At 37.6% G+C, this 23,252-nt stretch carries 17 protein-coding genes; 13 read left to right on the top strand and 4 right to left on the bottom strand.

The window, feature by feature from the left end; genetic code table 11:
• Positions 1–135: 135 nt before the first annotated feature.
• The 7 genes from CVD27_RS06465 to CVD27_RS06435 all read left to right on the top strand — a co-directional run bounded on the left by CVD27_RS06465 (position 136) and on the right by CVD27_RS06435 (position 8,745).
• The gene (locus CVD27_RS06465; RefSeq protein WP_101647061.1) at positions 136–1,173 is read left to right on the top strand and encodes a Bug family tripartite tricarboxylate transporter substrate binding protein; all 1,038 of its coding nucleotides are present in this window, start codon (positions 136–138) and stop codon (positions 1,171–1,173) included.
• Positions 1,174–1,226: 53 nt separating this feature from the next.
• Positions 1,227–1,679 carry a tripartite tricarboxylate transporter TctB family protein gene (locus tag CVD27_RS06460; protein WP_101647060.1) on the top strand — a complete coding sequence of 151 codons (453 nt, stop codon included), beginning with the start codon at positions 1,227–1,229 and terminating at the stop codon, positions 1,677–1,679.
• 41 nt (positions 1,680–1,720) lie between these two features.
• Positions 1,721–3,247, top strand: coding sequence for a tripartite tricarboxylate transporter permease (locus CVD27_RS06455; RefSeq protein ID WP_101647059.1), 1,527 nt, complete (start codon positions 1,721–1,723; stop codon positions 3,245–3,247).
• Between the two features lie 71 nt (positions 3,248–3,318).
• On the top strand, positions 3,319–4,905 hold the full coding sequence (locus CVD27_RS06450; RefSeq protein ID WP_101647058.1) for an ATP-binding protein: 1,587 nt from the start codon (positions 3,319–3,321) through the stop codon (positions 4,903–4,905).
• Positions 4,906–5,637 carry a response regulator gene (locus tag CVD27_RS06445; RefSeq protein ID WP_101647057.1) on the top strand — a complete coding sequence of 244 codons (732 nt, stop codon included), beginning with the start codon at positions 4,906–4,908 and terminating at the stop codon, positions 5,635–5,637. It begins immediately after the preceding gene.
• A gap of 161 nt (positions 5,638–5,798) precedes the next feature.
• Complete coding sequence (gene uxaC, locus CVD27_RS06440) at positions 5,799–7,235, top strand: glucuronate isomerase (protein ID WP_101647056.1); 1,437 nt, start codon at positions 5,799–5,801, stop codon at positions 7,233–7,235.
• 37 nt (positions 7,236–7,272) lie between these two features.
• Positions 7,273–8,745, top strand: a complete 1,473-nt coding sequence (locus CVD27_RS06435; protein WP_101647055.1) for a tagaturonate reductase — start codon at positions 7,273–7,275, stop codon at positions 8,743–8,745.
• 120 nt (positions 8,746–8,865) lie between these two features.
• Here CVD27_RS06435 and CVD27_RS27975 read toward each other — a convergent pair whose 3' ends face one another.
• Together CVD27_RS27975 and CVD27_RS06430 are read right to left on the bottom strand one after the other, a co-directional pair.
• The gene (locus tag CVD27_RS27975; RefSeq protein WP_180960175.1) at positions 8,866–9,033 is read right to left on the bottom strand and encodes a hypothetical protein; all 168 of its coding nucleotides are present in this window, start codon (positions 9,031–9,033) and stop codon (positions 8,866–8,868) included.
• Between the two features lie 39 nt (positions 9,034–9,072).
• Positions 9,073–9,585 (bottom strand): DUF3231 family protein, encoded by a 513-nt coding sequence (locus CVD27_RS06430; RefSeq protein WP_101647054.1) that lies wholly within the window; start codon positions 9,583–9,585, stop codon positions 9,073–9,075.
• 286 nt (positions 9,586–9,871) lie between these two features.
• Between CVD27_RS06430 and CVD27_RS06425 the strand changes: the two genes are divergently transcribed.
• From CVD27_RS06425 to CVD27_RS06410, 4 genes are all read left to right on the top strand, one after another.
• Complete coding sequence (locus tag CVD27_RS06425) at positions 9,872–11,827, top strand: LTA synthase family protein (protein ID WP_101647053.1); 1,956 nt, start codon at positions 9,872–9,874, stop codon at positions 11,825–11,827.
• A gap of 123 nt (positions 11,828–11,950) precedes the next feature.
• Positions 11,951–13,978, top strand: a complete 2,028-nt coding sequence (locus CVD27_RS06420) for a YhgE/Pip domain-containing protein (protein ID WP_180960174.1) — start codon at positions 11,951–11,953, stop codon at positions 13,976–13,978.
• A gap of 151 nt (positions 13,979–14,129) precedes the next feature.
• Entirely contained in the window at positions 14,130–16,007 is a 1,878-nt protein-coding gene (gene htpG, locus CVD27_RS06415; RefSeq protein ID WP_101647051.1) for a molecular chaperone HtpG, read from the top strand.
• Between the two features lie 164 nt (positions 16,008–16,171).
• Complete coding sequence (locus CVD27_RS06410; RefSeq protein WP_101647050.1) at positions 16,172–17,056, top strand: YitT family protein; 885 nt, start codon at positions 16,172–16,174, stop codon at positions 17,054–17,056.
• Between the two features lie 61 nt (positions 17,057–17,117).
• Here CVD27_RS06410 and CVD27_RS06405 read toward each other — a convergent pair whose 3' ends face one another.
• Positions 17,118–18,356, bottom strand: coding sequence for an MFS transporter (locus CVD27_RS06405; protein WP_101647049.1), 1,239 nt, complete (start codon positions 18,354–18,356; stop codon positions 17,118–17,120).
• A gap of 177 nt (positions 18,357–18,533) precedes the next feature.
• Here CVD27_RS06405 and CVD27_RS06400 point away from each other — a divergent pair, with 177 nt between their 5' ends.
• Positions 18,534–18,962 carry a MarR family winged helix-turn-helix transcriptional regulator gene (locus CVD27_RS06400; RefSeq protein WP_101647048.1) on the top strand — a complete coding sequence of 143 codons (429 nt, stop codon included), beginning with the start codon at positions 18,534–18,536 and terminating at the stop codon, positions 18,960–18,962.
• 57 nt (positions 18,963–19,019) lie between these two features.
• On the opposite strand, the gene CVD27_RS06395 is transcribed toward CVD27_RS06400, so the two are convergent.
• On the bottom strand, positions 19,020–21,422 hold the full coding sequence (locus CVD27_RS06395) for a cytochrome P450 (RefSeq protein ID WP_101647047.1): 2,403 nt from the start codon (positions 21,420–21,422) through the stop codon (positions 19,020–19,022).
• Positions 21,423–21,797: 375 nt separating this feature from the next.
• Between CVD27_RS06395 and aspA the strand changes: the two genes are divergently transcribed.
• Positions 21,798–23,216: an aspartate ammonia-lyase gene (gene aspA / locus CVD27_RS06390; RefSeq protein ID WP_101647046.1), complete on the top strand. Its 1,419-nt coding sequence runs from the start codon at positions 21,798–21,800 to the stop codon at positions 23,214–23,216.
• Positions 23,217–23,252: the final 36 nt, after the last annotated feature.

The following is a 23,252-nucleotide window of genomic DNA, read 5'->3' as shown; positions in this document are numbered from 1 at the left end:
AATTTATTGTGTTATTTTTTTGTGAACTTTATGAACAAAATGGCGATTAAGTTTTTAATGAGACTTAAATATATAATATTTAAAACATTCAATAATTTTGTAAAATTAAGAAAACGGTTACAAGGGGGAAATAACATGTTTACTTTTAAAAAAATATCAGCAGTAATGTTTGCAGGTGCTTTGGCATTAAGCTTAGGTGCATGCAGCAGCAGTAAAGAAACAGCTGGCTCAAATTCTAGCAAAAAAGAGGAAAGTACCGGCTATCCAACGAAAGCGATTTCTGTTGTTGCGCCATCTGGTGCAGGTGGTGGATGGGACTTAACTGCCCGGTCATTTACAAAAATTCTAAGTGAAACCAAACTAGTCAATCAGCCATTAACGGTTGAGAATAAGCCGGGGGGCGGCGGTGCAGTATTTATGGCCGAATATGCAACCCAGCAAGCAGAAAATAATGACATGCTCTTAGTAAATTCACCGCCAATTATCATCAATAATCTCAAAAAAGAAGGAAACAGTCCATACGGATACAAAAATACAACCCCTCTTGCACAACTGACCAAAGATTATGGAGCGATCGTCGTAAAAACGGATTCAAAATTCAAGGATTTAAAATCAGTGTTAGACGAAGTTAAGAAGAATCCTAGTAAATTAACGTTTGCCGGAGGTTCGGCACCAGGTTCCATGGACCATTTGATTTCTATCCTGCCTGCTTATAAATATGGAGTGGACCCTACAAAAATTAAATATGTTTCCTACGATGGAGGCGGGGAAGCAATTACTGCACTTCTTGGCGGCAATGCTGACGTAATCGGAACCGATGCTTCTAGTGTGAAAGAGTTCTTAAAAGCAGGTAAAGTAAGAGTCCTGGCAATTACTGCTTCAGAACGATTAAGCGGGGATTTTAAGGATGTTCCAACGGCAAAGGAACAAGGCATTGATGCAGAGTTTACTATTTGGCGCGGTGTATTTGGTCCAGAAAAAATGTCAAAAGAAGCTTTAGTCTTTTGGGAAAAAACCATTGATAAATTAGTTCAATCGCCAGAATGGAAAAAAGAAGTAGAGACACAAGGCTGGGAATTAGAATATAAAAACAGCTCTGACTTTAAAACATTCTTAGATGAACAAGAAAAGCAAGTACAACAATTATTAACAGCGTTAGGGATGCAGAAGTAAGCAGGCCGGGGAGGAGTTTAGGTCCTCCCTATTTTTATAGGAGGTTTAAATCGATGGATATAAAATTTGATCGCTTTGCATCTATTTTGTTTTTAACTGTCGGTGTTCTTTTTATCATTGGGAGCAAACATATTTCAAGCTCCTCTTATGGAAGTGTCGTCGGTCCTGATATTTTTCCATTTATTCTGGGGATTCTTCTTGTTCTATTAAGCATCCGATTATTCTATGAAACATTTATAAAGCAGAGTAATAAAAGCCAGAAAGAGAAATTAGATTACAAGCCATTCTTAATCATTTTTGTTGCGACCTTGGTGTACATGTTAGCCTTGGAATCAGTCGGGTATGTTATTACAACCTTTCTCTTTTTGGTGGTTTGTTTTCAAACCATGGAGAGAAAAAAACTTGTTTCTTCTATTATAATATCAGCCGCTTTTTCAGGAATTATATATTTTTTATTCGTTGAGGTCTTAAAGGGTACACTCCCAGGCTGGCCAGTATGGTTTTAGTAAAATTAATATTTAATAATCTTTAGAAAGGGGTCCAAACAATGAGTACACTCGATTATTTATTGCAAGGATTCGGAACAGCACTCGTTTGGTATAATATTTTGTTTGCATTTGTTGGAGTGTTAATTGGTACAGCGGTTGGGGTGCTTCCAGGAATTGGACCAATGAGTGGAGTTGCACTGCTCATTCCTGTCACAGCGTCTATCACAGGAAGCCTGCCTCCGGAACAGGCAGCAACAAGCGCTATTATTCTTTTAGCAGGGGTATACTACGGGGCCATGTACGGTGGTTCCACTACTTCCATTCTCTTAAACACCCCTGGGGAATCTTCTTCCGTTGTTACCACATTGGACGGTTATCAAATGGCGAAAAAGGGCAGAGCAGGGAGTGCTCTATCCATCGCAGCTATTGGTTCTTTTGTGGCAGGGATTATCACACTCATTGCGTTGATTGCACTTGCGAAACCATTATCAAATGTGGCTCTTAAATTTGGTCCAGCCGAATATTTTTCATTAATGCTCTTAGGATTAGGTGCTGTCAGCGGGCTTGCAGGGAAGTCTGTAACCAAAGCACTGATTATGACAGTTTGCGGATTGTTACTTGGAACAATAGGGATTGATACAGTTTCCGGGATTGCCCGGTTCACCTTTGATATTCCATGGCTTTATCAGGGAATTGAATTTTTAACAGTCGCTGTTGGATTGTTTGCACTTGGGGAGGTATTTAAAACGATATTAGAAAAAGAAGAGGAAGATGGAGAGATTGCTCGCATTAATAATTTACTTCCATCCAAAGAAGAGTTTAAAGAGTCAGCTGGCCCGATTGCCCGTGGTTCGATTCTAGGCTTCTTCGTTGGTATTTTACCGGGTGCAGGAGCAACACTCGCGTCTTTCTTTTCGTATTTACTTGAGAAAAGAATATCCAAAAATCCATCCAAATTTGGAACAGGAGCTATTGCCGGTGTAGCTGCACCAGAATCAGCCAATAATGCTGCATCAGGTGGTGCAATGATTCCGTTACTAACCTTAGGGATTCCTGGTTCTGGAACAACGGCCATTCTAATGGGGGCATTGATGATGTATAATGTCCAGCCTGGCCCACTTTTATTTGAAGATCATCCACAAGTCGCTTGGGGACTTATTGCTAGTATGTTTATTGGAAATATTATGTTGTTAATTCTGAATCTGCCACTTGTTAAAGTATTTGCAAAAATCATCCAAACTCCCAAGAAATATTTAATTCCGATGATTATTGCTGTTTCTATTTTTGGAGTCTATGCCGTACAGGTGTCTATCAACGATCTTTTACTTCTGTTGGGATGTGGAGTATTTGGTTATTTTCTTAGTAAGAATGATTATCCAATCGCTCCGCTTGTACTCGGTCTTGTTTTAGGACCAATGGTAGAAAATAATTTGCGCAGGGCGTTAACCATTTCAAATGGTGATTATGGTGTTTTCTTTACCCGCCCGATTTCACTTGTTTTTCTGCTTATTACAGCTCTTTGGTTAGTCATTCCCTTTTTGATGAAAAGAAGAGGGAAGGAAGTAATTATAAATGTGGAAGGTTGAATCTTTTTAATAGTTAAAAAACTCCTTTAAATAAGGAGTTTTTTTTATATAATGGATATAGAGGTGTTTGCATGCGTTTACATACGAAACTAATGCTGGGAATATCTGTTTTAATTATTATCATGGGTACTATAATTGAATTTACGTTTAAAAATATTATGGAGACTAACCTTAAGCATGAGATAGGTACGAAAGCTTTATCCGTTGCGCGAACCATTGCGAATATGCCGGATATTCAGTCTGCTTTTCGTACAGATCATCCCTCATCCCTTATTCAACCAGTGGCTGAAAAAATTCGAAAGCAGGTGGGTGCAGAATTTATAGTAGTGGGTAACCGAAATGAAATTCGTTACTCTCATCCAAATCCAAACAGAATAGGTCAAAAAATGGTCGGTGGTGATAATGGACGTGTCTTTAAGGGAGAGTCTGTCATTTCAGAATCAACTGGAACACTGGGACCTTCACTAAGAGGGAAAGCGCCTATTATTACTGGGGGAAAAGTAATTGGAGTCGTTTCCGTCGGTTATCTCCAAACTGATATTCAAAAACAGGTTTCGAAATTACAGCAAAAAATCTTTGTCGCTACCCTATTCATATTGGTAGGAAGTCTGATCGCTGCGATCCTAATCTCTCTGAATATCAAAAGGGCCATTTTTGGACTTGAACCAAGAGAGATTGCTTGGATGTATCAGGAAAAGCATGCCATTCTTGAGTCTATCCATGAAGGCATAATTGCGGTTGATACGGCTGGGCGGATTACAGTAGTCAATGAAACCGCACATTCTATTTTAGATGTGCCGAATGATATTCTTTTACGGGGTAAAAAGATTGAAGCAGTTCTTGAAAATACTCAGCTTTATGATGTCGTAAGATCAGGTCAGGCTGAATACGATCAGGAAATTCTCATTAATGGGGATGTTTATCTGGCCAACCGCATACCAATCTTTAATAAAAAAAGCGAGGTAATTGGGGCGGTAGCGAGCTTTCGGAATAAATCAGAACTTGCGAATCTACTTAAGGAACTTTCTCATATAAAAGCCTATGCGGAAGGGCTGCGGGCACAAACCCATGAGTATTCAAACAGGCTTTATACACTGCTTGGTCTTATACAGCTTGGTTCCTATAAAGAAGCAATTGATTTTATCTCAAAGGAAGTGGATGTAGCCCAAGGTTTCATCCAATTTTTGATGAAAGAAATACCTGACCCAATTATTGCTGGTTTCATTTTAGGGAAGGTAAGTCTTGCGAGTGAATTGAAAATTAGTCTTTCCATTGATCGAGGCAGCAGTTTTAAAGATGTGCCAGCTGAGATTAATAGAGACAGATTAGTAACCATTATTGGCAATCTTGTGAATAATGCCTTCGAGGCCGTGAGAGAAAGCCAAAATGAAGAAAAAAGAGTATCGCTTTTCTTAACGGATTTGGGTAAAGAATTAATCATTGAAGTGGAAGATAATGGGGTTGGAATGGATGGGGAAATTCAGAATCAAATACTTAAACCCGGATTTTCAACTAAGAAAACTAGCAGCAATTCTGGTATTGGACTAAGTTTAGCACAAAAAGCAATCAACGAATTAGGCGGTTATCTTACATTTACATCAACTAAGGGGGAAGGGACTATTTTCACGGTAGCCATACCAAAAAGGAGGGCTTGTTAAATGAAAGGGAACAGAGATATCGAAGTTTTAATAGTTGAAGATGATTTAAGGATTGCGGAGATTCAGAAACGATTTCTTGACCTAATGGATGGCTTTCAGCCTGTTGGTATTGCAGCGAGCTATGTGGAAGCAAAAACCCTAATCGAGGTTTTACAGCCTGATTTAATCCTTCTTGATGTCTATTTTCCTGATATGGATGGACTAGATTTATTGAAAGAAACCAAGCTTCAAACTAAGCAAATGGATGTCATTATGATAACTGCCGCTAAAGAGATTGATAAGGTCCAAGCAGCGATTCGACTAGGTGTATTTGATTACATCATTAAACCGGTTGTTTTTGAAAGATTTAAACAATCGTTACAAAGATTTCAGGATTATCATAGAAAACTTATAAAATTAAATGAAGAGAATTCTCAAATATCTCAGCAAGAGATAGACAAACTATTATGGAAAGAGAACGATAGCACTACTAATGAAAGGGTTTACTTGCCTAAAGGCATTGATCCACTAACCCTTGAAAAAGTACTTGAGGTCCTTAGTAAAGTGAAAACAGGACTCACAGCAGAAATTGTGGCTAAAGAGGTAGGGGTTAGTCGAACGACCGCCAGAAGATATTTAGAACATTTGGTAGCGATTGAAAAAATAGAGGCGGATTTGTCTTATGGAACAGTAGGGCGCCCGGAACGAGTTTATTTTCTAGCAGATAAAATATTTGATAAATTAGCAGAGTAATAAAATGATATATCCAGACTCGAAGTGTTTAAAAAGTCTGGATTTTTTTGTTGATAAAATGTTAACGTTAACATTAATTATTTACTAGTTTAAATTATTCTGTTAGACTAATTTATAGAAATTGTTAACGTTAACATATATTATTCAAGGATGTGTTGGTAATGGAAAAGTTTATGGGTCCTAATTTTTTATTAAAAAATGAAACCTCCGTCACTTTATATCATGATTTTGCTAAGGAAATGCCAATCATTGATTACCACTGCCATTTAAGCCCAAAGGAAATCTACGAAAATAAAAAATTTAAAAATATTTCGGAGGCATGGCTTTACGGAGATCATTATAAATGGAGAGTTATGCGGGCAAATGGAATCCCTGAAGAGTACATAACTGGAGACAAGAGCGATTATGAGAAATTTCTTGCATGGGCAAGAACCATTCCTATGACCATTGGCAATCCTTTATATAATTGGACTCATCTCGAATTACAGAGATTTTTCGGTATCTATGATGTACTGAACGAGCAAAGTGCAACAGCTATATGGGAGAAAGTAAACGCCTTATTGTCTGAGGAAGGCTTTAGTGTTAGAGATTTAATCATCAAATCGAATGTAAAAGTAATTTGTACAACAGATGATCCAGTGGATAGTTTGGAATACCACACTCTATTAAAAGATGAGAAGGATTTTCCGGTTAGTGTAGTCCCAGGTTTCAGACCAGATAAAGGACTTGAAATAAACCGTGAAGGTTTCCCTGAATGGGTAGAAAAGTTAGAGCAGGCATCTGAAATAGAAATTAACAATTTTGAAGACTACCTTGCTGCGCTAGAAGCCCGTGTCCATTTCTTCCATGCTGTTGGAGGCACTGTTTCCGATCATGCCTTAGATTCCGTTGTTTATGAAGAAGTATCGTTTGAAGAGGCTGCAAAGATTTTTGCTAATCGATTAAATGGAAGTACCATTTCGTTAACTGACGAAAGGAAATTTAAGACCTACACACTTATTTTTCTTGGAAAACTATACGCAGACCTTGGCTGGGCTATGCAATTTCATATTAATGCTCATCGAAATAATAACACGAAAATGTTTAACAAGCTGGGGCCAGATACAGGTTACGATAGCATTAATGATGATCAAATTGCTAAACCGCTTGTTAAGATTCTTGATTCCTTGGAACAAGAAGATAAGTTGCCAAAGACCATTCTTTATTCCTTGAACCCTGGTGATAATTATATAATTGCAAGTATCATCAACAGTTTCCAAGATGGTAATACTCCTGGAAAAATCCAATTTGGAACAGCATGGTGGTTCAACGATACAAAGGATGGAATGCTGGACCAAATGAAGACTTTGTCAAATGTGGGGCTATTTAGCCGGTTTATTGGCATGTTAACAGATTCGCGGAGCTTTCTCTCCTATACAAGACATGAGTACTTCCGTAGACTTGTCTGTAATCTGATTGGCGAATGGGTCGAAAATGGAGAGGTTCCTTATGATTTAGAATTGCTTGGAAAGATCGTTCAGAGAATCTCCTATTACAACGCTAAAGAATATTTTAATTTTTCCGAAGTAGAGACGGCAGATTGCCTTCCTTTAAAATAACTTAGGTTTTAATTTATTAGTTAAACAGAGGTGGAATATGCAAAAGTTAAATCGAACGAATTACAAGGAATACAACACCTATCCCGAAAAAATTCTCCAATTTGGGGAAGGGAATTTTTTAAGAGGATTTGTTGATTGGCAGGTCCAAGTTTTAAATGAAAAAACTGACTTCAATGGCAGCGTAGTTGTCGTTCAGCCAAGAGGTTCTGATAAGATTGAGAGATTAAACCGTCAAGATGGTCTGTTCACCCTTTATTTACAAGGACTAAAAGGGGGAATACCTGTCAATGAACATAGGATTATTGACTCTATTAGCAGGGGAATTGACCTTTTTACAAATTATCAAGACTATTTGAAACTTGCTGCAAGTGATGAACTTCGTTTTATCATTAGCAATACAACGGAGGCCGGCATTGTATTTGATCCTTTTGATAGGTTAGAGGACCGCCCTCAGAAAAGCTTTCCGGGAAAATTAACCGCCTTTCTTTATCAGCGCTTCCTAGCATTTGACGGTGATATTAATCATGGGTGTATCATTATTCCATGCGAACTGATTGAAAATAATGGCGGAGTGCTTAAAGAGGTAGTCCTAAAGTATGCCGAGCACTGGAATTTAGACAGTGAATTCATTCATTGGATTCATCAGGCAAATACCTTTTGCTCAAGCCTGGTTGATCGGATTGTACCCGGTTACCCTACGGACTCAGTCAAAGAAAAAACAGCTGAAATAGGCTTTGAGGATGAATTGATGGTAGTTGGAGAACAGTATCATCTTTGGGTAATTGAAGGTCCTGAATCATTAAAACAGGAGCTCCCGTTAAATGGAACAGGCTTAAACACTCTAATTGTTGACGATTTAACTCCTTTTCGCACCCGTAAAGTGAAAATTCTAAACGGAGCCCATACGGCAATGACTCCTGTGGCTTATTTATCTGGCTTAGATACAGTAGAAGAGGCAGTCAATGATTTTGAGGTGGGTTCATTTATAAGAGAAATGATTTCTGAGGAAATTGTTCCGACATTGGAAGGAGACTTAGAAGAACTTACGTTGTATGCAGAGGACGTACTTAACCGGTTTGCCAATCCATTTATCAAGCATTATTTAATGAGCATTTCACTAAATTCAATTTCAAAATTTAATACCAGAAATTTACCAGCTTTACTTGATTATGTTGCGAAGAAGGATACATTGCCAAAACGGATGGTCTTCACTTTAAGTAGTTTAATTTATTTTTATCGCGGCAAACGGGGAGAGGAATCGATCCATTTGCAGGATCAGCCTGAAACCATCCAATTTTTCCAAACAGTTTGGCAACAGTATGAGGATCATTTAATTGGAGCTAAAGATCTTATAGAAAAAGTTTTAAGTGAACAAAAGCTTTGGGAAATGAATCTAGCCTCTATTCCAGGCTTGGTGGATGCTTTGTGTACTAACCTCCTTCAAATAGAACAAATGGGTGTTAGAAATGCATTGAATGAACTTTCTGAAACATCAATAAAGAAAAACTAGCTATTGAATAAACCAGTCGAGAGATCGGCTGGTTTATTAGACGAATTTATATTGACCGATACGGCTGCTTATTCCTAAATATAACACAAAAAACGCCACAAAAATGGCGTTAAGCAAAGATTACATATTTGTATTATCAGCTTCATTTTGTAATTCTTCTCTAGCAATTTGTTCCATACTATTTCCGCCGTAATCCGGAATATTGCCTGCATGTTCACGATGGTATTCAGAACCGGATCCTTCTGAACTATTGATCTGACTATTTTGCTTCTTATTTTGTTCAGCCAATTGATTCACCTCCTGATAGGACTTTAACTTAAATCTTTTCTAACAATCGTGATGTTTATTAAGATGAAGCGGAGGAGGGATCAGCCAGCCTTTTTCTTTATTTAAACGTAAAATTTTTGCGCCAAGTGCCGCTTTTTGAGCATGGAATTGCCCATACATCATAGCAACATCTTCTCTGATGCACATACCTATGATCTGACTGCAAGCAACCAAACCGGCAGCTGTATCTGTCGCAAGGGTTGCAGCGATGGCAGGATCCGGAACTCTAGCTCCAATCGGAATGTCTTCTAAACAAGCTTCAGGCGGGTCTGGCATAACTGGCGGCAGGCCAATTCCATTTTCTTTTAAGAGCTCCTCAATTTGTTTCTTTTGCTGTTCCCCTGTTTCAATGACTTCAATTAGTATCTTTTTTAAATCATCATCTCCGGCATGATTTAACATAATTTTATAACCGGAGATCATATTGTTTCCTGCTAGTTGGGAGGACCAAATGCCAAATACCTCTCCATAATGTAACGGCTCTTCTTTTGGATTGCCACTTAAGATTCCCATCGTTACCCTCCTTAAGGTATTAGAAAAGTTGTTCAAGTTAAGTGCCTCCTTCCATGAAGTGCACAGAGATAGTTTACCTACACTTTTTAAAATTCATTCTCACCCCTAAAAGATTATATTAGATTAAGGTGGGAGAGGACCTGCAATTTTAAACATATTAAAAATTTGTTCATTGTTTGTTCATATTTACCTGTTATGATAGATGTTAGTCAATTTGGTTCCAATTTTCTATTTATTGATTGAATCTTTTTTGTCATAATTATGCTCTATGAGGTGATGTAAAAAAATGAATAAGTTATTTAACAAGGGTCAAAGTATTTTAAATAAATATGTTGGCTTTTTCTTTTTGGCCGTACTTTTATTATGGTTGAAAACTTATCTTGTCCAGTTAACTCAATTCCAATTGGGAATAGAAAATACATTACAAAAATTCCTTTTATTTTTTAACCCATTAGGTTCTTCCTTAATCTTTTTAGGAATTTCTACCTTTTTTAAAGGAAGAAAAAAATATATTTGGATGATGGTCATTTATTTTCTATTATCTTTCTTGCTATATGCGAACGTTCTTTTTTACCGTTTCTTTAACGACTTTATCACACTGCCTACTTTAACTCAGACCCAAAACTTTGGTGACGTAAGCGGAAGTGTCTATTCATTATTAAGGCCTTATGACTTTCTTTTCTTTCTAGACTTTATCGTTTTAGTTGCCTTACTTGTTTTCCGTTTCGTAAAGATTGATGTCAAAGATATTAGGCGTAGAAAGATATCGGTTTTATACTCTTTAGCACTGATGATTTCTTGTGTGAATTTATCTTTGGCGGAAATGGATCGTCCACAGTTGTTAACTAGAGGATTTGACCGGAATTATATTGTGAAATATCTAGGAATGTACAATTACACGATTTATGATGCGGTAAAAAGTACACATGCATCTGCACAAAGAGTAATGGCAAGTAGTGATGATATTACTGAAGTAATTAATTATACAAAGTCTAACTATGCTGAACCGAATCCAGTTAATTTTGGTAAAGCTAAAGGTATGAATGTCATTTACTTGCATCTTGAGTCCATGCAAAACTTTTTAATTAATTATAAGTTGAACGGAGAAGAGGTCACACCGTTCTTAAACTCATTGATTAAAGACCAGAATACAATGTATTTTGATAACTTTTTCCATCAGACTGGACAAGGTAAAACATCTGATGCCGAATTTATGCTAGAAAACTCTCTATTTGGCTTACCTGAAGGATCTGTCTTTACCACAAAAGGTTTAAATACCTTCCAGGCTGCGCCCGCTATTTTAGGGCAGAATGGCTATACTTCTGCTGTATTCCATGGGAATTCCGGAAGCTTCTGGAATCGCAATGAAATTTACAAATCGTTTGGTTTTGACAAGTTTTTTGATGCTAACTATTATAAAATTAATTCTGCTGACGAGGCGGAATATGGGTTAATGGATAAACCGTTCTATCAGCAGTCGATCACACTGTTAGAGTCATTGCCGCAGCCGTTTTATACCAAGTTTATTACGGTTGCTAACCACTATCCGTATGCAATGAATCAAAAAGATGCAACAATTGCGCCTGCTACTACAGGTGATAAATCAGTAGACGGATATTTCCAAACTGCTCGTTATGCAGATGAAGCATTGAGACAATTTTTTGACTACCTTAAGAAATCTGGTCTATATAACAATTCCGTTATTATTATGTACGGTGACCATTATGGTATTTCTGAAAATCATAATAAAGCGATGGCAAAAATACTCGGCAAAGAAATCACACCTTTTGACAATGCTGGATTACAACGTGTACCGTTGTTTATCCGTGTTCCAGGCATGCAAGGTGGAGTGAATCATGAGTACGGCGGTCAAACCGACCTTCTTCCAACTCTCCTTCACCTGTTAGGAATTGATACAAAAGATTATGTTCAATTTGGTACAGACTTGCTATCTAAACAGCATGATAGTTTAGTAGCATTCCGAAACGGCGACTATGTTAGCCCTACGATTTCTTCGGTTGATGGTAAATATTATGATTCACGTACTGGTTTAAAATTAGAATCGGATAAATTACCAGAGGCTAAGAAATATAAACAATTAGTTCAGCAAAAACTCACATTCTCGGATAAGGTTGTAAATGGTGATTTATTGCGTTTCTACACGCCTAAAAACTTTACTCCTGTTGACCGAACAAAATATGATTATAATCCTTCTCACAAAGAAGAAACGAATAACAATTAGAAGGCTGCCATTTAGGCAGTCTTTTTTTATAGTCTCTTTATTATTGAGAGGAATTTCCCTGAATCAGTTTTGCACTTAGTGAAAAGATAAAAGATGAAACTTTTCGCAAGAGGTGGAAAAAACATGGGGGAAATTTGGAAAATTTATAATACTGATTGGAAAAATATTTTTAAGGTGCCCTTGGTTGTCTTTTTAATTGGCGCGCTTTCGATTCTGCCTTCTGCCTATGCCTGGATTAATATTAAGGCGATGTGGGACCCATATGGGAATACATCGGGCATTAAGGTAGCAGTAGTCAATGAAGACGAGGGGGGTAAAGTGCAGGGGAAAAGGATTAATGTAGGAGAAGAGATTGTTCAAAATTTGAAGAAAAATAAGAAGCTTGGCTGGGTGTTTGTCCCCCAAACTACCGCCGAAGAAGGAGTTAAAAAAGGAAATTATTACGCTTATCTTATCATTCCAAATGACTTTACAAAGAAACTAACCAGCATTCTTCAGATGAATCCAAAAAAGCCGGAAATTCAATTTGGTGTAAATGAAAAGATCAATGCGGTTGCCCCTAAAATTGCCAGTACTGGGGCATCAAGTGTAACGAATCAAATCAGTCAGGCCTTTGTTAAAACAGTGGGAGATGCTATTTTTTCAGGTTTTTATAAAGCAGGAATTGAGTTAGAGAAAGCACTGCCATCTATTCATCATTTGGAAAATCAGATCTTTGAACTAGAAAAGGCCTTGCCGGAAATCGATGCGATGGGTAAGAAAGCAATGGAACTGGAAGCAAAGCTCCCCGAAATTAGGGAAAAAGGACAAAAAATAATTGAATTAGAACAAAGAATTCCGGATATTAACCAGGCTGGTATTAGTATTCTAAAAATTGAAGCAAACCTGCCGCTCGTTAAAAAAGCAGGTGAAAAGGTATTGATACTTCAAGAGAGATTGGGGGATTTGAATCGTGTGAATGAGATTGTGGCAGAGGTAGATAATCAATTATCGGTAATGGAGATGAGCCTTAGCCAAGCTATCGACCGTTCCTCTCAAACAGTCCCACAGATCGAACCTAGTGGAAATCAAGCACAATTAACACAGCTTCATGACGAATTAGCAAGTAGTCGGAATACGATCATCCAAGCTCGTGCAGATCTCCAGCAGAGAGCTTTAGAAGGACAGAAAATAATTAACAATTCGGCCTTGTTTTTTAAAAATGATCTCCCAACGATCGAAGGGAAAATACATACAGCAGCCAATTTTGTTCGAAATGAATTGCCAAATGCTGAAATCGATATTCGGCAGGCCGCCAATCTTGTTCGAACTAAGCTTCCGGCATTAGAAAAAGCAATCCATAAGGCTGCTAATATTGCAAGAAATGACTTACCAGGTTTTGAAGCGCAGATCAGAAGTACAGCTGATAAGCTTAGAAAATTAAAAAACAGTGTGAATATCAATGAATTAATTCAATTTTTGAAGCATGACCCGCAAGCAGAAAGTAATTTTTTAGCAAGTCCCGTCCTATTAAAAACAAAACGGATTTTCCCCATCCCAAATTACGGTTCGGCGATGACTCCTTTTTATACAATGCTTGCTCTTTGGGTTGGAGCTACCTTCCTTATCGCCTCACTTCGTGTGGATGTAGAGGAGCATAATCTGTATAAGAGTTATCAGATTTACTTTGGAAGGATGCTTACTTTTCTAACGATAGGAATACTGCAAGCCTTAATTGTTTCTCTTGGTGATTTGTATATTATTCATGCTTACGCGGTTGATAAACTTTGGTTTGTCCTATTGAGCATTTTTATTGGGATAATATTTGTGATTATCACGTTTACATTATGCTCTGTTTTTGGAACAATCGGTAAGGGGTTGGCTATCATTCTATTGGTGCTTCAAATCTCAAGCTCCGGCGCGACCTTTCCGGTCAGTACTACTTCTCCTTTTTTTCAAAAAATCAATCCTTACATGCCTTTTACTTATGCAGTGAGTGTGCTGCGTGAAACCGTTGGAGGAATGGTAGCGGATGTGGTGATATGGGATGTTCTATACCTGCTCGTCTTTGCCGCTGCCAGCATTCTTTTAGGATTAGTTCTGAAAAAACCTTTAAGTAAAAGAATTCAAAAGACATCTGAGCTTGCAAGGTCGTCGAAAATTATTCAATAATTTGAGTATTAATGGCTGTTTTAGCATCCTTTAGGGGCTAATTTTTTGTCTTGACAAAAAATTAATAACTATGTTATTAAAATAATAGTTAGCACTCTATAGATTGGAGTGCTAAAATATAGGTGTATTTTGTAAAAAAGGAGAGGTCTTGATGGAAACCAAACAGTTTAAAGCAGAGTCCAAACGATTATTAGACATGATGATTAACTCTATTTATACACACAAAGAAATTTTCTTAAGAGAGTTATTGTCAAATGCCAGCGATGCGATTGATAAAATTTACTATAGGGCGTTAACAGATGATGCGTTGACCTTTGATAAAGATGGTTACTACATAAAAGTTACTGCGGATAAGGAAAATAGAATTTTAAAAATATCAGACACCGGAATTGGTATGACTAAAGAAGAGCTGGAAACGAACCTTGGTACGATTGCTAAAAGCGGTTCCTTAGCATTTAAAAAGGAAAATGAATTAAAAGATGGCTACGATATTATTGGACAATTCGGGGTTGGCTTTTATTCAGCCTTTATGGTTGCAGATGAAGTTACTGTAATTAGTAAGGCACTTGGCAGTGAAGAGGCCTACAGGTGGGAATCTAAGGGAGCAGATGGCTATACCATCACTCCTTGTCAAAAGGACTCCATTGGAACAGAAATCACTTTGAAGATTAAAGAAAATACGGAAGACGAGAACTATGATGAGTATCTCGAAGAATATCGTTTAAAGTCTATCATCAAAAAATATTCAGATTTTATCCGCTATCCAATTAAAATGGATGTGTCAGAACGGAAGCTAAAAGAGGGCAGTGAAAATGAATATGAGGATGTAGTAGAAGAACAAACGATAAATAGCATGGTCCCTATTTGGAGAAAAAATAAGAAGGATTTAACAACAGAGGATTATGAAAATTTTTACTCTGAAAAACGGTACGGTTTTGACAAACCGCTTAAACATATTCATATCAGCGTTGACGGCGCAGTAAGATATAATGCCATCCTTTATATTCCCGAAAAAATTCCTTTTGATTATTACACCCAGGAATATGAAAAAGGATTAGAGCTATATTCTAATGGCGTATTAATTATGAATAAGAGTGCTGACCTGCTTCCAGATTATTTTAGTTTTGTAAAAGGAATGGTAGACTCAGAGGACTTATCATTAAATATCTCGAGAGAATTGCTTCAGCATGATCGTCAATTAAAGCTTATTGCAAAAAATATTAATAAGAAAATCAAGAGTGAATTATTGGCCATCTTAAAAAATGAACGTGAAAAATACGAAGAATTTTTTAAGTCTTTTGGCAGGCAGTTAAAATTTGGGGTTTACAGTGACTATGGCACCCATAAAGATGAACTCCAAGATTTATTAATGTTCTACTCATCTAAGGAGAAAAAATTAGTAACACTTGATGAGTATGTATCCAGAATGCCAGAAGACCAAAAGTATATTTATTATGCAACGGGTGAGTCTAACGAACGTATTGATAAACTGCCGCAAACCGAATTAGTAGCAGACAAAGGATATGAAATTTTATATTTCACTGATGAGATTGATGAGTTTGCGATAAGAATGTTAATGTCCTATAAAGAAAAAGAGTTTAAATCTGTTTCAAGCGGTGATTTAGGGTTTACTGTGGATGAGGACCAAGATACTGACGAAGAGGAAAAAGAGAATAAGGAACTATTCAATTTTATGAAAAATGTTCTAAACGATAAAGTTAAGGACGTAAAAGTATCCAAAAGACTCAAAACCCATCCTGTGTGTTTATCAACGGATGGAGCCGTTTCGATTGAAATGGAAAAAATTCTTAATGCCATGCCTAACAGTCAAAATGTAAAAGCTGACAAAATTCTAGAAATTAATATTCATCATGAGGTGTACGCCTCATTAAAAGATGCCTTTGTTAAGGACCAAGAAAAGTTAGCTTTATATACAAACTTATTATATAATCAAGCACTTCTGATTGAAGGCTTACCGATTGAGGATCCGGTAGAATTTACAAATAGTATATGTAAAGTAATGGTATAAAAAGTAGGGGATTGCTTCTTGCAATCCTTTTTTTAAAAATGAATTTGAACTCCAGTTCATTTTTTGTGAAAAATGTGATATAATACTATAGAGAACAATATTATGGGTATTCCTAATAGATTGGATGATCATATGGCAAAATAAAATGAATAAGGAGTGGTTGAATGACAGAATTAATTAAGGCAAATCTTCAGCATCGAAAACTTCCTCTCAGCAGGGTGATTACTCGCATTATTACGATCACCATCGGTGCCATACTTATGGCAACAGGGCTGGAAATATTTTTAGTTCCAAACCATGTTATCGATGGGGGAATCACAGGTATTTCCATCATGCTCGCACATATTACAGGATGGAAATTAGGACTCTTTCTATTTGTATTGAACCTGCCCTTTGTTTATATGGGATATAAACAGATGGGTAAAACCTTTGCTTTTTCAACAGTTTATGGAATTATCGTTTTATCCATATTTACTTCATTTTTTCACCCCATTCCCCCTTTTACAGAAGATATTCTCCTAGCCACCCTTTTTGGCGGAATGATTTTAGGAATCGGAGTGGGTCTTGTCATCCGTAATGGCGGGGCATTAGACGGCACAGAAATTCTAGCACTCGTCATAAACAAAAAGGTTCCTTTTTCAGTCGGACAAATCATTATGTTTATAAATATCTTTATCTTAGGAGCAGCAGGCTTTGTCTTCACTTGGGACCGTGCTATGTATTCCTTATTAGCCTATGTGATTGCTTCAAAAGCAATCGATACGGTTGTACAAGGGCTCGAAGAAACTAAATCTGTTTGGATTATAAGTGACAATGCCGAAGAAATTGGAAATGCTGTTAATGATCGATTGGGTCGTGGTGTAACCTACTTAAACGGTGAAGGCGCTTATACAGGGGATAATAAGAAAGTTATCTTCAGTATCATTTCTCGATTGGAAGAATCGAAACTAACGACCATTGTGGAGGAAATTGATCCTACAGCGTTTTTAGCGATTGCAGATATAGCCGAAGTTAGAGGCGGTCGTTTTAAGAAACGGGACATTCACTGACTAATTATCAAATGGCTAAAAGAAAAGGATCTGTCAACTCAACAGATCCCAATCAGAAATTTTAATGACTTGACTCAACATCATCCACATGGTTAATGTGTTTACTGTTTATTAATATGAATAGTACCGAGATAATTACAAAACCTCCGCCGACAATAAAAGGAAGAGAAGGGTTATAAATCTCCGAAAGTTTTCCAGCCGTATACGGTGCAATAGCTCCTCCAATAAAGCGAAGGAAACTGTAAGCGGCAGAAGCGGTTGAACGCTGAACTGGTGCTGCATTCATAACTGCTGTTGTAATGAGTGTATTATTGTTGCCTAATAATGCACCGGCGGCGATAACACAAATGATGATGACCGATTGTGTTGATGTCCATGTCCCCATAACAAATAGAAGAATACCAAACATCACTAGCATCGCGCACATCGATTTAATGGTTCCAAACTTTTGCTGTAGTTTAGGTGCCATAAAGACAGAAGTAATGGCTAGTAAGATCCCCCAGCCTAGGAATACAAACCCCAGACCATGTTCATCCAATCCCATGACAAATGGGGCATAGGCTAGCAAAGTAAAAAAACCAAAATTATATAGAGCAGCTGCGATACCAAAAACAAGGAGGGAACGGTGCTTTAGAGCGCGGAAGGGATCGATTAAAGATGTTTTCACTTGGCCCGTTTGTTCCTTCTTTGAAGTTGGCATTAATACGATTAACCCAATGAAAGCTACTACCATTAATGCAGCTACCCCTAAAAATGGACCTCTCCATGACATGGCGCCCAGCCATCCACCAAGAAGGGGGCCAACAGATATACCTAGGCCAATGGCCGCTTCATACAAAATGATTGCTTTGGCTGTTCCGCTGTTGGATAGTGAGACGATGGCTGCTAATGCAGTTGCTACAAACAAAGCATTTCCTAATCCCCAGCCTCCGCGAAGACCTACGAGAGACCAAATTCCATTTGAAAAGCCTCCAAGTGCGGAAAAGATGGCAATAATTACAATCCCAGAAAGCAGGGTCCACTTTACTCCCAATCTTGATGAAATCATTCCGGTAATGAGCATCGCGACGGCCATAACCGCATTATAACTGGTGAATAGTAAGGTGACTTGACTATGGGAGGCATGCAACTGTTCTGCAATAGCCGGTAAAATGGGGTCAACCAGGCCTAAACCCATGAAAGCAATGATACAAGCAAAAAACACTGCCCACACGGACTTTGGTTGTGATAATAATGATGATTGTAACTCTTTAGAAGCGTTTGCTGAGGCTGACGCAACTGATTGTGGTGTCGACGACATTCACATCTCTCCTTATTCTTTGTAAAAAGTTGTATAATGAAACTATATGATTGTATTATACAACTATTTTTCACTACGTCAATGTTGTTTTTAGATGTTTGGTGATTAGAATTAAAAAAAATAACTATGATTATGATATGATAGTGTTGAGGAATTTGTATACTGTGAGGTCTTAGAATGAACAAAAATGCCTTAGAAATGATTGAACTTGAATTAGCGATCCTGCTTCGACGAACAACATCTGTTACAACTAATAAAAAAATTGGGACGCTTGATCGTTCTGCCTATTTATTACTTCGTCGAATCGCAAATAAAGGAGCGGTAGGCGTAAAGGTATTAGCTGGTGAGTTCCAATTGGATATTTCAACTGTAAGCAGACAAGCAGCAGCGTTAGAGCAGAAGGGCTTCTTATATAAAATACCGGATCCGTTAGATGGAAGGGCATATTCATTTGAAATAACAGAGTTAGGGAAAAAAGAGCTGCAAGACCATATGCATGCTCGCTTGGAACGAATTACTGAATTATTAAAAGATTGGCCAGAAGACGAGTGCCGGATTTTTGGCGAACTGCTCAAGAAATTCAACTATTCTTTTTTAGAAAGGTAAAAAAATAGGAGGTAATTAATGAGTTATATGGAGACACTCATTGGTTACCTCGTTTTTTTATTCTGCCTTTAGAGGTGATAATAGTTCGATAAAACGTTCAAATGGAAGTTCACAGGCAGGATATTTTTCTAATAAGTCCAGCATAGACAAGTCATTTTGTGTAATCATTTCTTTGTTATTTGCCAGATCTGTCAATTCTCTTTTATGAGGAGGGCAAACAGTATATTGAATTAACTCACTAAGCTGCAGCTGCGTTACCTGCTCCTCAAGGTTTACACTATATTTCAATAAATCCCAAGCCCGTACTGGAAACTCCAATGGAAGATGAACTAGTTTTTCCTTGTCGCCTGAAAGAAGAAACTGTTCAAATCTCTCCAATGCGAAACGATTCAATACACGTTCAATCAGAACAGAAGAATTCTGAGGTACATGAGCAGATAGGACATTATTGATAGAAGCAGGATGATCTGGTGTACCTTGGTTCGGCCCGCTGACAAATTGAATTGCTAGAGAGTCTTTTAATGTATTTTCTTTGTGCTTTAATCCCATTGCTTTGAACACTTCGGGCCATAATTGCTCGTGCCATGCTTCAAATTGTTGTTCAAAATCAGCGCTTGCATCTCCCTGTCCTTTTATAACTAAACGACTGGCTCCCTTTTCGGCAAGCTGCTCATCAATGAGAGTAGGGATGCTTTGATAAGTACTAGCCCAATTTGTATCTCCGCAGCCAAACACTGCATAACGGACACCAGTAGCTGCTGAACGATCAGCTTCCTTTAACCACTTAACGAATTTCCGAGCATTTTTTGGAGGATTTCCATTGTAAGAGGAAGTGACAATAAGAACGACCCCTTGTGTTGGAAGCTTTCCAATAAAATCATCAAGTGGTGCAAATTCACTTTGAAAGCCTTTGAAACGAGCTGAAACTGCTAAATCATGAGCAATTCCTTCTGCTGTACCCATATTTGAACCATACAAGACTAAAAGTGGTGTATTATGAGAATTCCAATTTGTTTTCTCTGTCTGAACTCGGTTCCCATGATTAAGTGGCATCGGCTTCTCATGGATAAAAGTGACAGAAGATTCAGAGATGCGAGGCAGAACTTTTATGTATAAGTTATCCGGCTTAAAGGTTAAGGTTTCTTTAATTTTCAATTGATAGTTTGTATAATCAATGAATTCAAATTGTTTCAATATCATGCCAATTAAAAGAGTTGCCTCATGCATGGCAAATTGTTGTCCGATACAAGCTCGCTGTCCATTACCGAATGGCTTAAAGGCATGGTGTGGTATATTTTTGGGATCAGCAAATCGTTCCGGTTTAAATTCTTCAGCATCTGTTCCCCATGCATGTGGATCCCGATGTAATACTGGCAATAAAATATTAACAACATCTCTTCGTTTAAGCGGATACTTACCTGCTAATAAAGTATCTTCCTTTGCGTATAAAGAAAAAAGAGGGGCTGTCGGCCAGAGCCTTAACGATTCATTTAAAATCATTCGAATATACTTTAATTGTCGGACCTGTTGATAAGTCGGAATCGGACTTGTAAGCACCTGGTCGACCTCTTCATAAGCCTTTGCCAGAACTTCTGGATGTTTCATTAAATAGTAGAGGGCGAAGGAGAGTAAACCGCTTGTAGTTTCATGTCCGGCAATCAAAAATGTAATAATTTGATAGCGGATATTTTCATCGCTAAGTTTTTCTCCCGTTACCGGATCTGCACAAATTAACATTCGGGATAGCAGGTCTTCCGCTTCGTGGCTGTCACTCTTTTTCCGTTCTTCAATAATCCGGTCCACAAGAGAAAACATATATTCGATGTCACGATTAAACTGCCGCTTTTTCTTTATCATCAGTTTGTCCTGAACCCCAAGTCGGTTACTTTGATTCATTGCCTCATCAAGGGCACGGCCCATACTTTTAATAAAACGATGCGGCTTTTCTCGATAGAAACTATTAAACCGATAATTGAAACCGCATAAGCCGATGGTATCAAGTGTAAGCCTTGTCATATCTTCAGGTACATTAATACGATCATCCGAATTAAGACGTGACCATTTTTGGACAAGCTGTAGGGCAATGTCAACCATCATCGAATGATAGCCTTTCATCGCACTTTGACTAAAACTCGGAAGAAGGATATTATGGGCCTTCCGCCAGTTCTCCTCTTTTGTCCAGCTTGTAAAAAGACCATCGCCTGAAAACGCTCTTACTTTTTGTAAAGGAGCATTGACCAGTTTATCAAACCGGGATTCATCGGCTGCATCTTCGACTAATTCGGCTGAGGATATAAAGATTCCTGTACCTGTAGGGAATTTAAGTTTAAAAATGGGTCCGTACTCATAGGAAAGTTTCATGATGGATTGAGATGGTTGATGTAAATCTAGCTGTGGAAGATTGCCAAGCGGGCCATAGGTTTTTGGTTGTGGAATAATACCAATAGCAGTAGTTACCATTAATAATGAAACCTCTCTTTCATATAAAACATCATTGTTATAAAATTTATAATATTAAAATAATATTTTAGATGATTATATCATGAATAACATATTAATATAAGATATTAAAAAATAAAATTAATGACAAAATTCTACATGAATTTCTAAAGTTGACAAAAATCTACACTTTGAGAGGTTTAAAAATATTGTAAAATTAACGATTGTTTGGCAAGAATAAATAAAAAAATACAAAGTTCCTTGAAGGATTATTATTTTAACAGAGTAATTATGTGAATTAGGTAAGAATTCATATTAGAAGTAGAGACACAGGTAATTTTTATTGTTATGATTTCTTTGTATTTATTGTTTTTATTAAAAAGGAGACAGACAGACATGGTCGCAAACAGAACGGAACAGGATTTCTTAGGAAAAAAAGAAATTCCAAAGGATGCTTATTATGGAATTCAAACACTTAGGGCGGTTGAGAACTTTCCGATAACTGGCTATTCCATACACGAAGAATTAATAAAAGCGCTTGCTATGATAAAAAAAGCCGCGGCAATTGCCAATATGAATACTAAGAGGTTATATTCCGGACTCGGTGAAGTGATTTGTCAAGCAGCCGATGAAGTCATTGCAGGGAAGTGGAATGACCAATTTATTGTAGACCCGATTCAAGGCGGGGCAGGCACTTCCATGAATATGAATGCAAATGAAGTGATTGCTAATCGTGCACTTGAATTGCTCGGACATGAAAAGGGAGCCTATATTCACTTAAGTCCTAATACACATGTCAATATGTCGCAATCAACAAACGATGTTTTTCCAACAGCCATCCACATTGCAACTTTAAAATTACTTGAAAAATTACTTATAACGATGAATGATATGCTCAAGGTCTTCAAGGAGAAGGCTAAGCAATTTGAAAATGTAATAAAAATGGGACGTACCCATTTGCAGGATGCCGTTCCCATTCGCCTCGGTCAAGAATTTGAAGCATACTCCCGTGTAGTAGAACGAGATATAAAAAGGATCTCTCATTCTAAAGATCATCTATACGAAGTCAACATGGGTGCTACAGCGGTGGGTACAGGCTTAAATGCGGACCCTAGATATATTAAAGATGTCGTAACTCATTTAGCGGACATTAGCGGGCTGCCGTTGATTAATGCAGAACATCTTGTCGATGCAACCCAAAATACCGATGCTTATACTGAAGTTTCGGCTGCATTAAAAGTATGTATGATGAATATGTCAAAAATAGCCAACGATTTACGTCTCATGGCTTCAGGTCCGCGTGCTGGTCTTGGGGAAATTAGTTTGCCGCCCCGCCAGCCTGGGTCTTCTATTATGCCAGGAAAAGTGAATCCGGTGATGCCAGAGCTTATTAACCAGATAGCTTTTCAGGTGATAGGAAACGACCATACTATTTGTCTGGCTTCGGAAGCCGGTCAGCTTGAACTGAACGTCATGGAACCTGTATTAGTTTTTAACTTGCTTCAATCAATAAGTATAATGAATAATGGTTTCCGTTCTTTTACGGACTTCTGCTTGAAGGGAATCGAAGCTAACGAGGCACGTTTAAAAGAGTATGTCGAAAAGAGTGTTGGTATTATTACGGCAGTTAACCCACATTTAGGTTATGAAGTAGCAGCAAGGATTGCCAGAGAAGCTATTGTCAGCGGAAAATCTGTCCGTGATTTATGTTTGCAGCATGATGTACTTACAGAAGAGGAATTAGATCTTATTTTAAATATTTTTGAAATGACCAAACCAGGCATTGCTGGTGCTGCCCTATTAGATAGGGATTAAAAATATAAGCCTTCATTCCAAAAGGAGTGAAGGCTT

This window comes from Neobacillus cucumis, from assembly GCF_002860255.1.
Taxonomy (GTDB): domain Bacteria; phylum Bacillota; class Bacilli; order Bacillales; family Cytobacillaceae; genus Neobacillus; species Neobacillus cucumis_A.
Note: the sequence above shows the minus strand (reverse complement) of the source record. Positions and strands in the feature narration are given on the sequence as shown.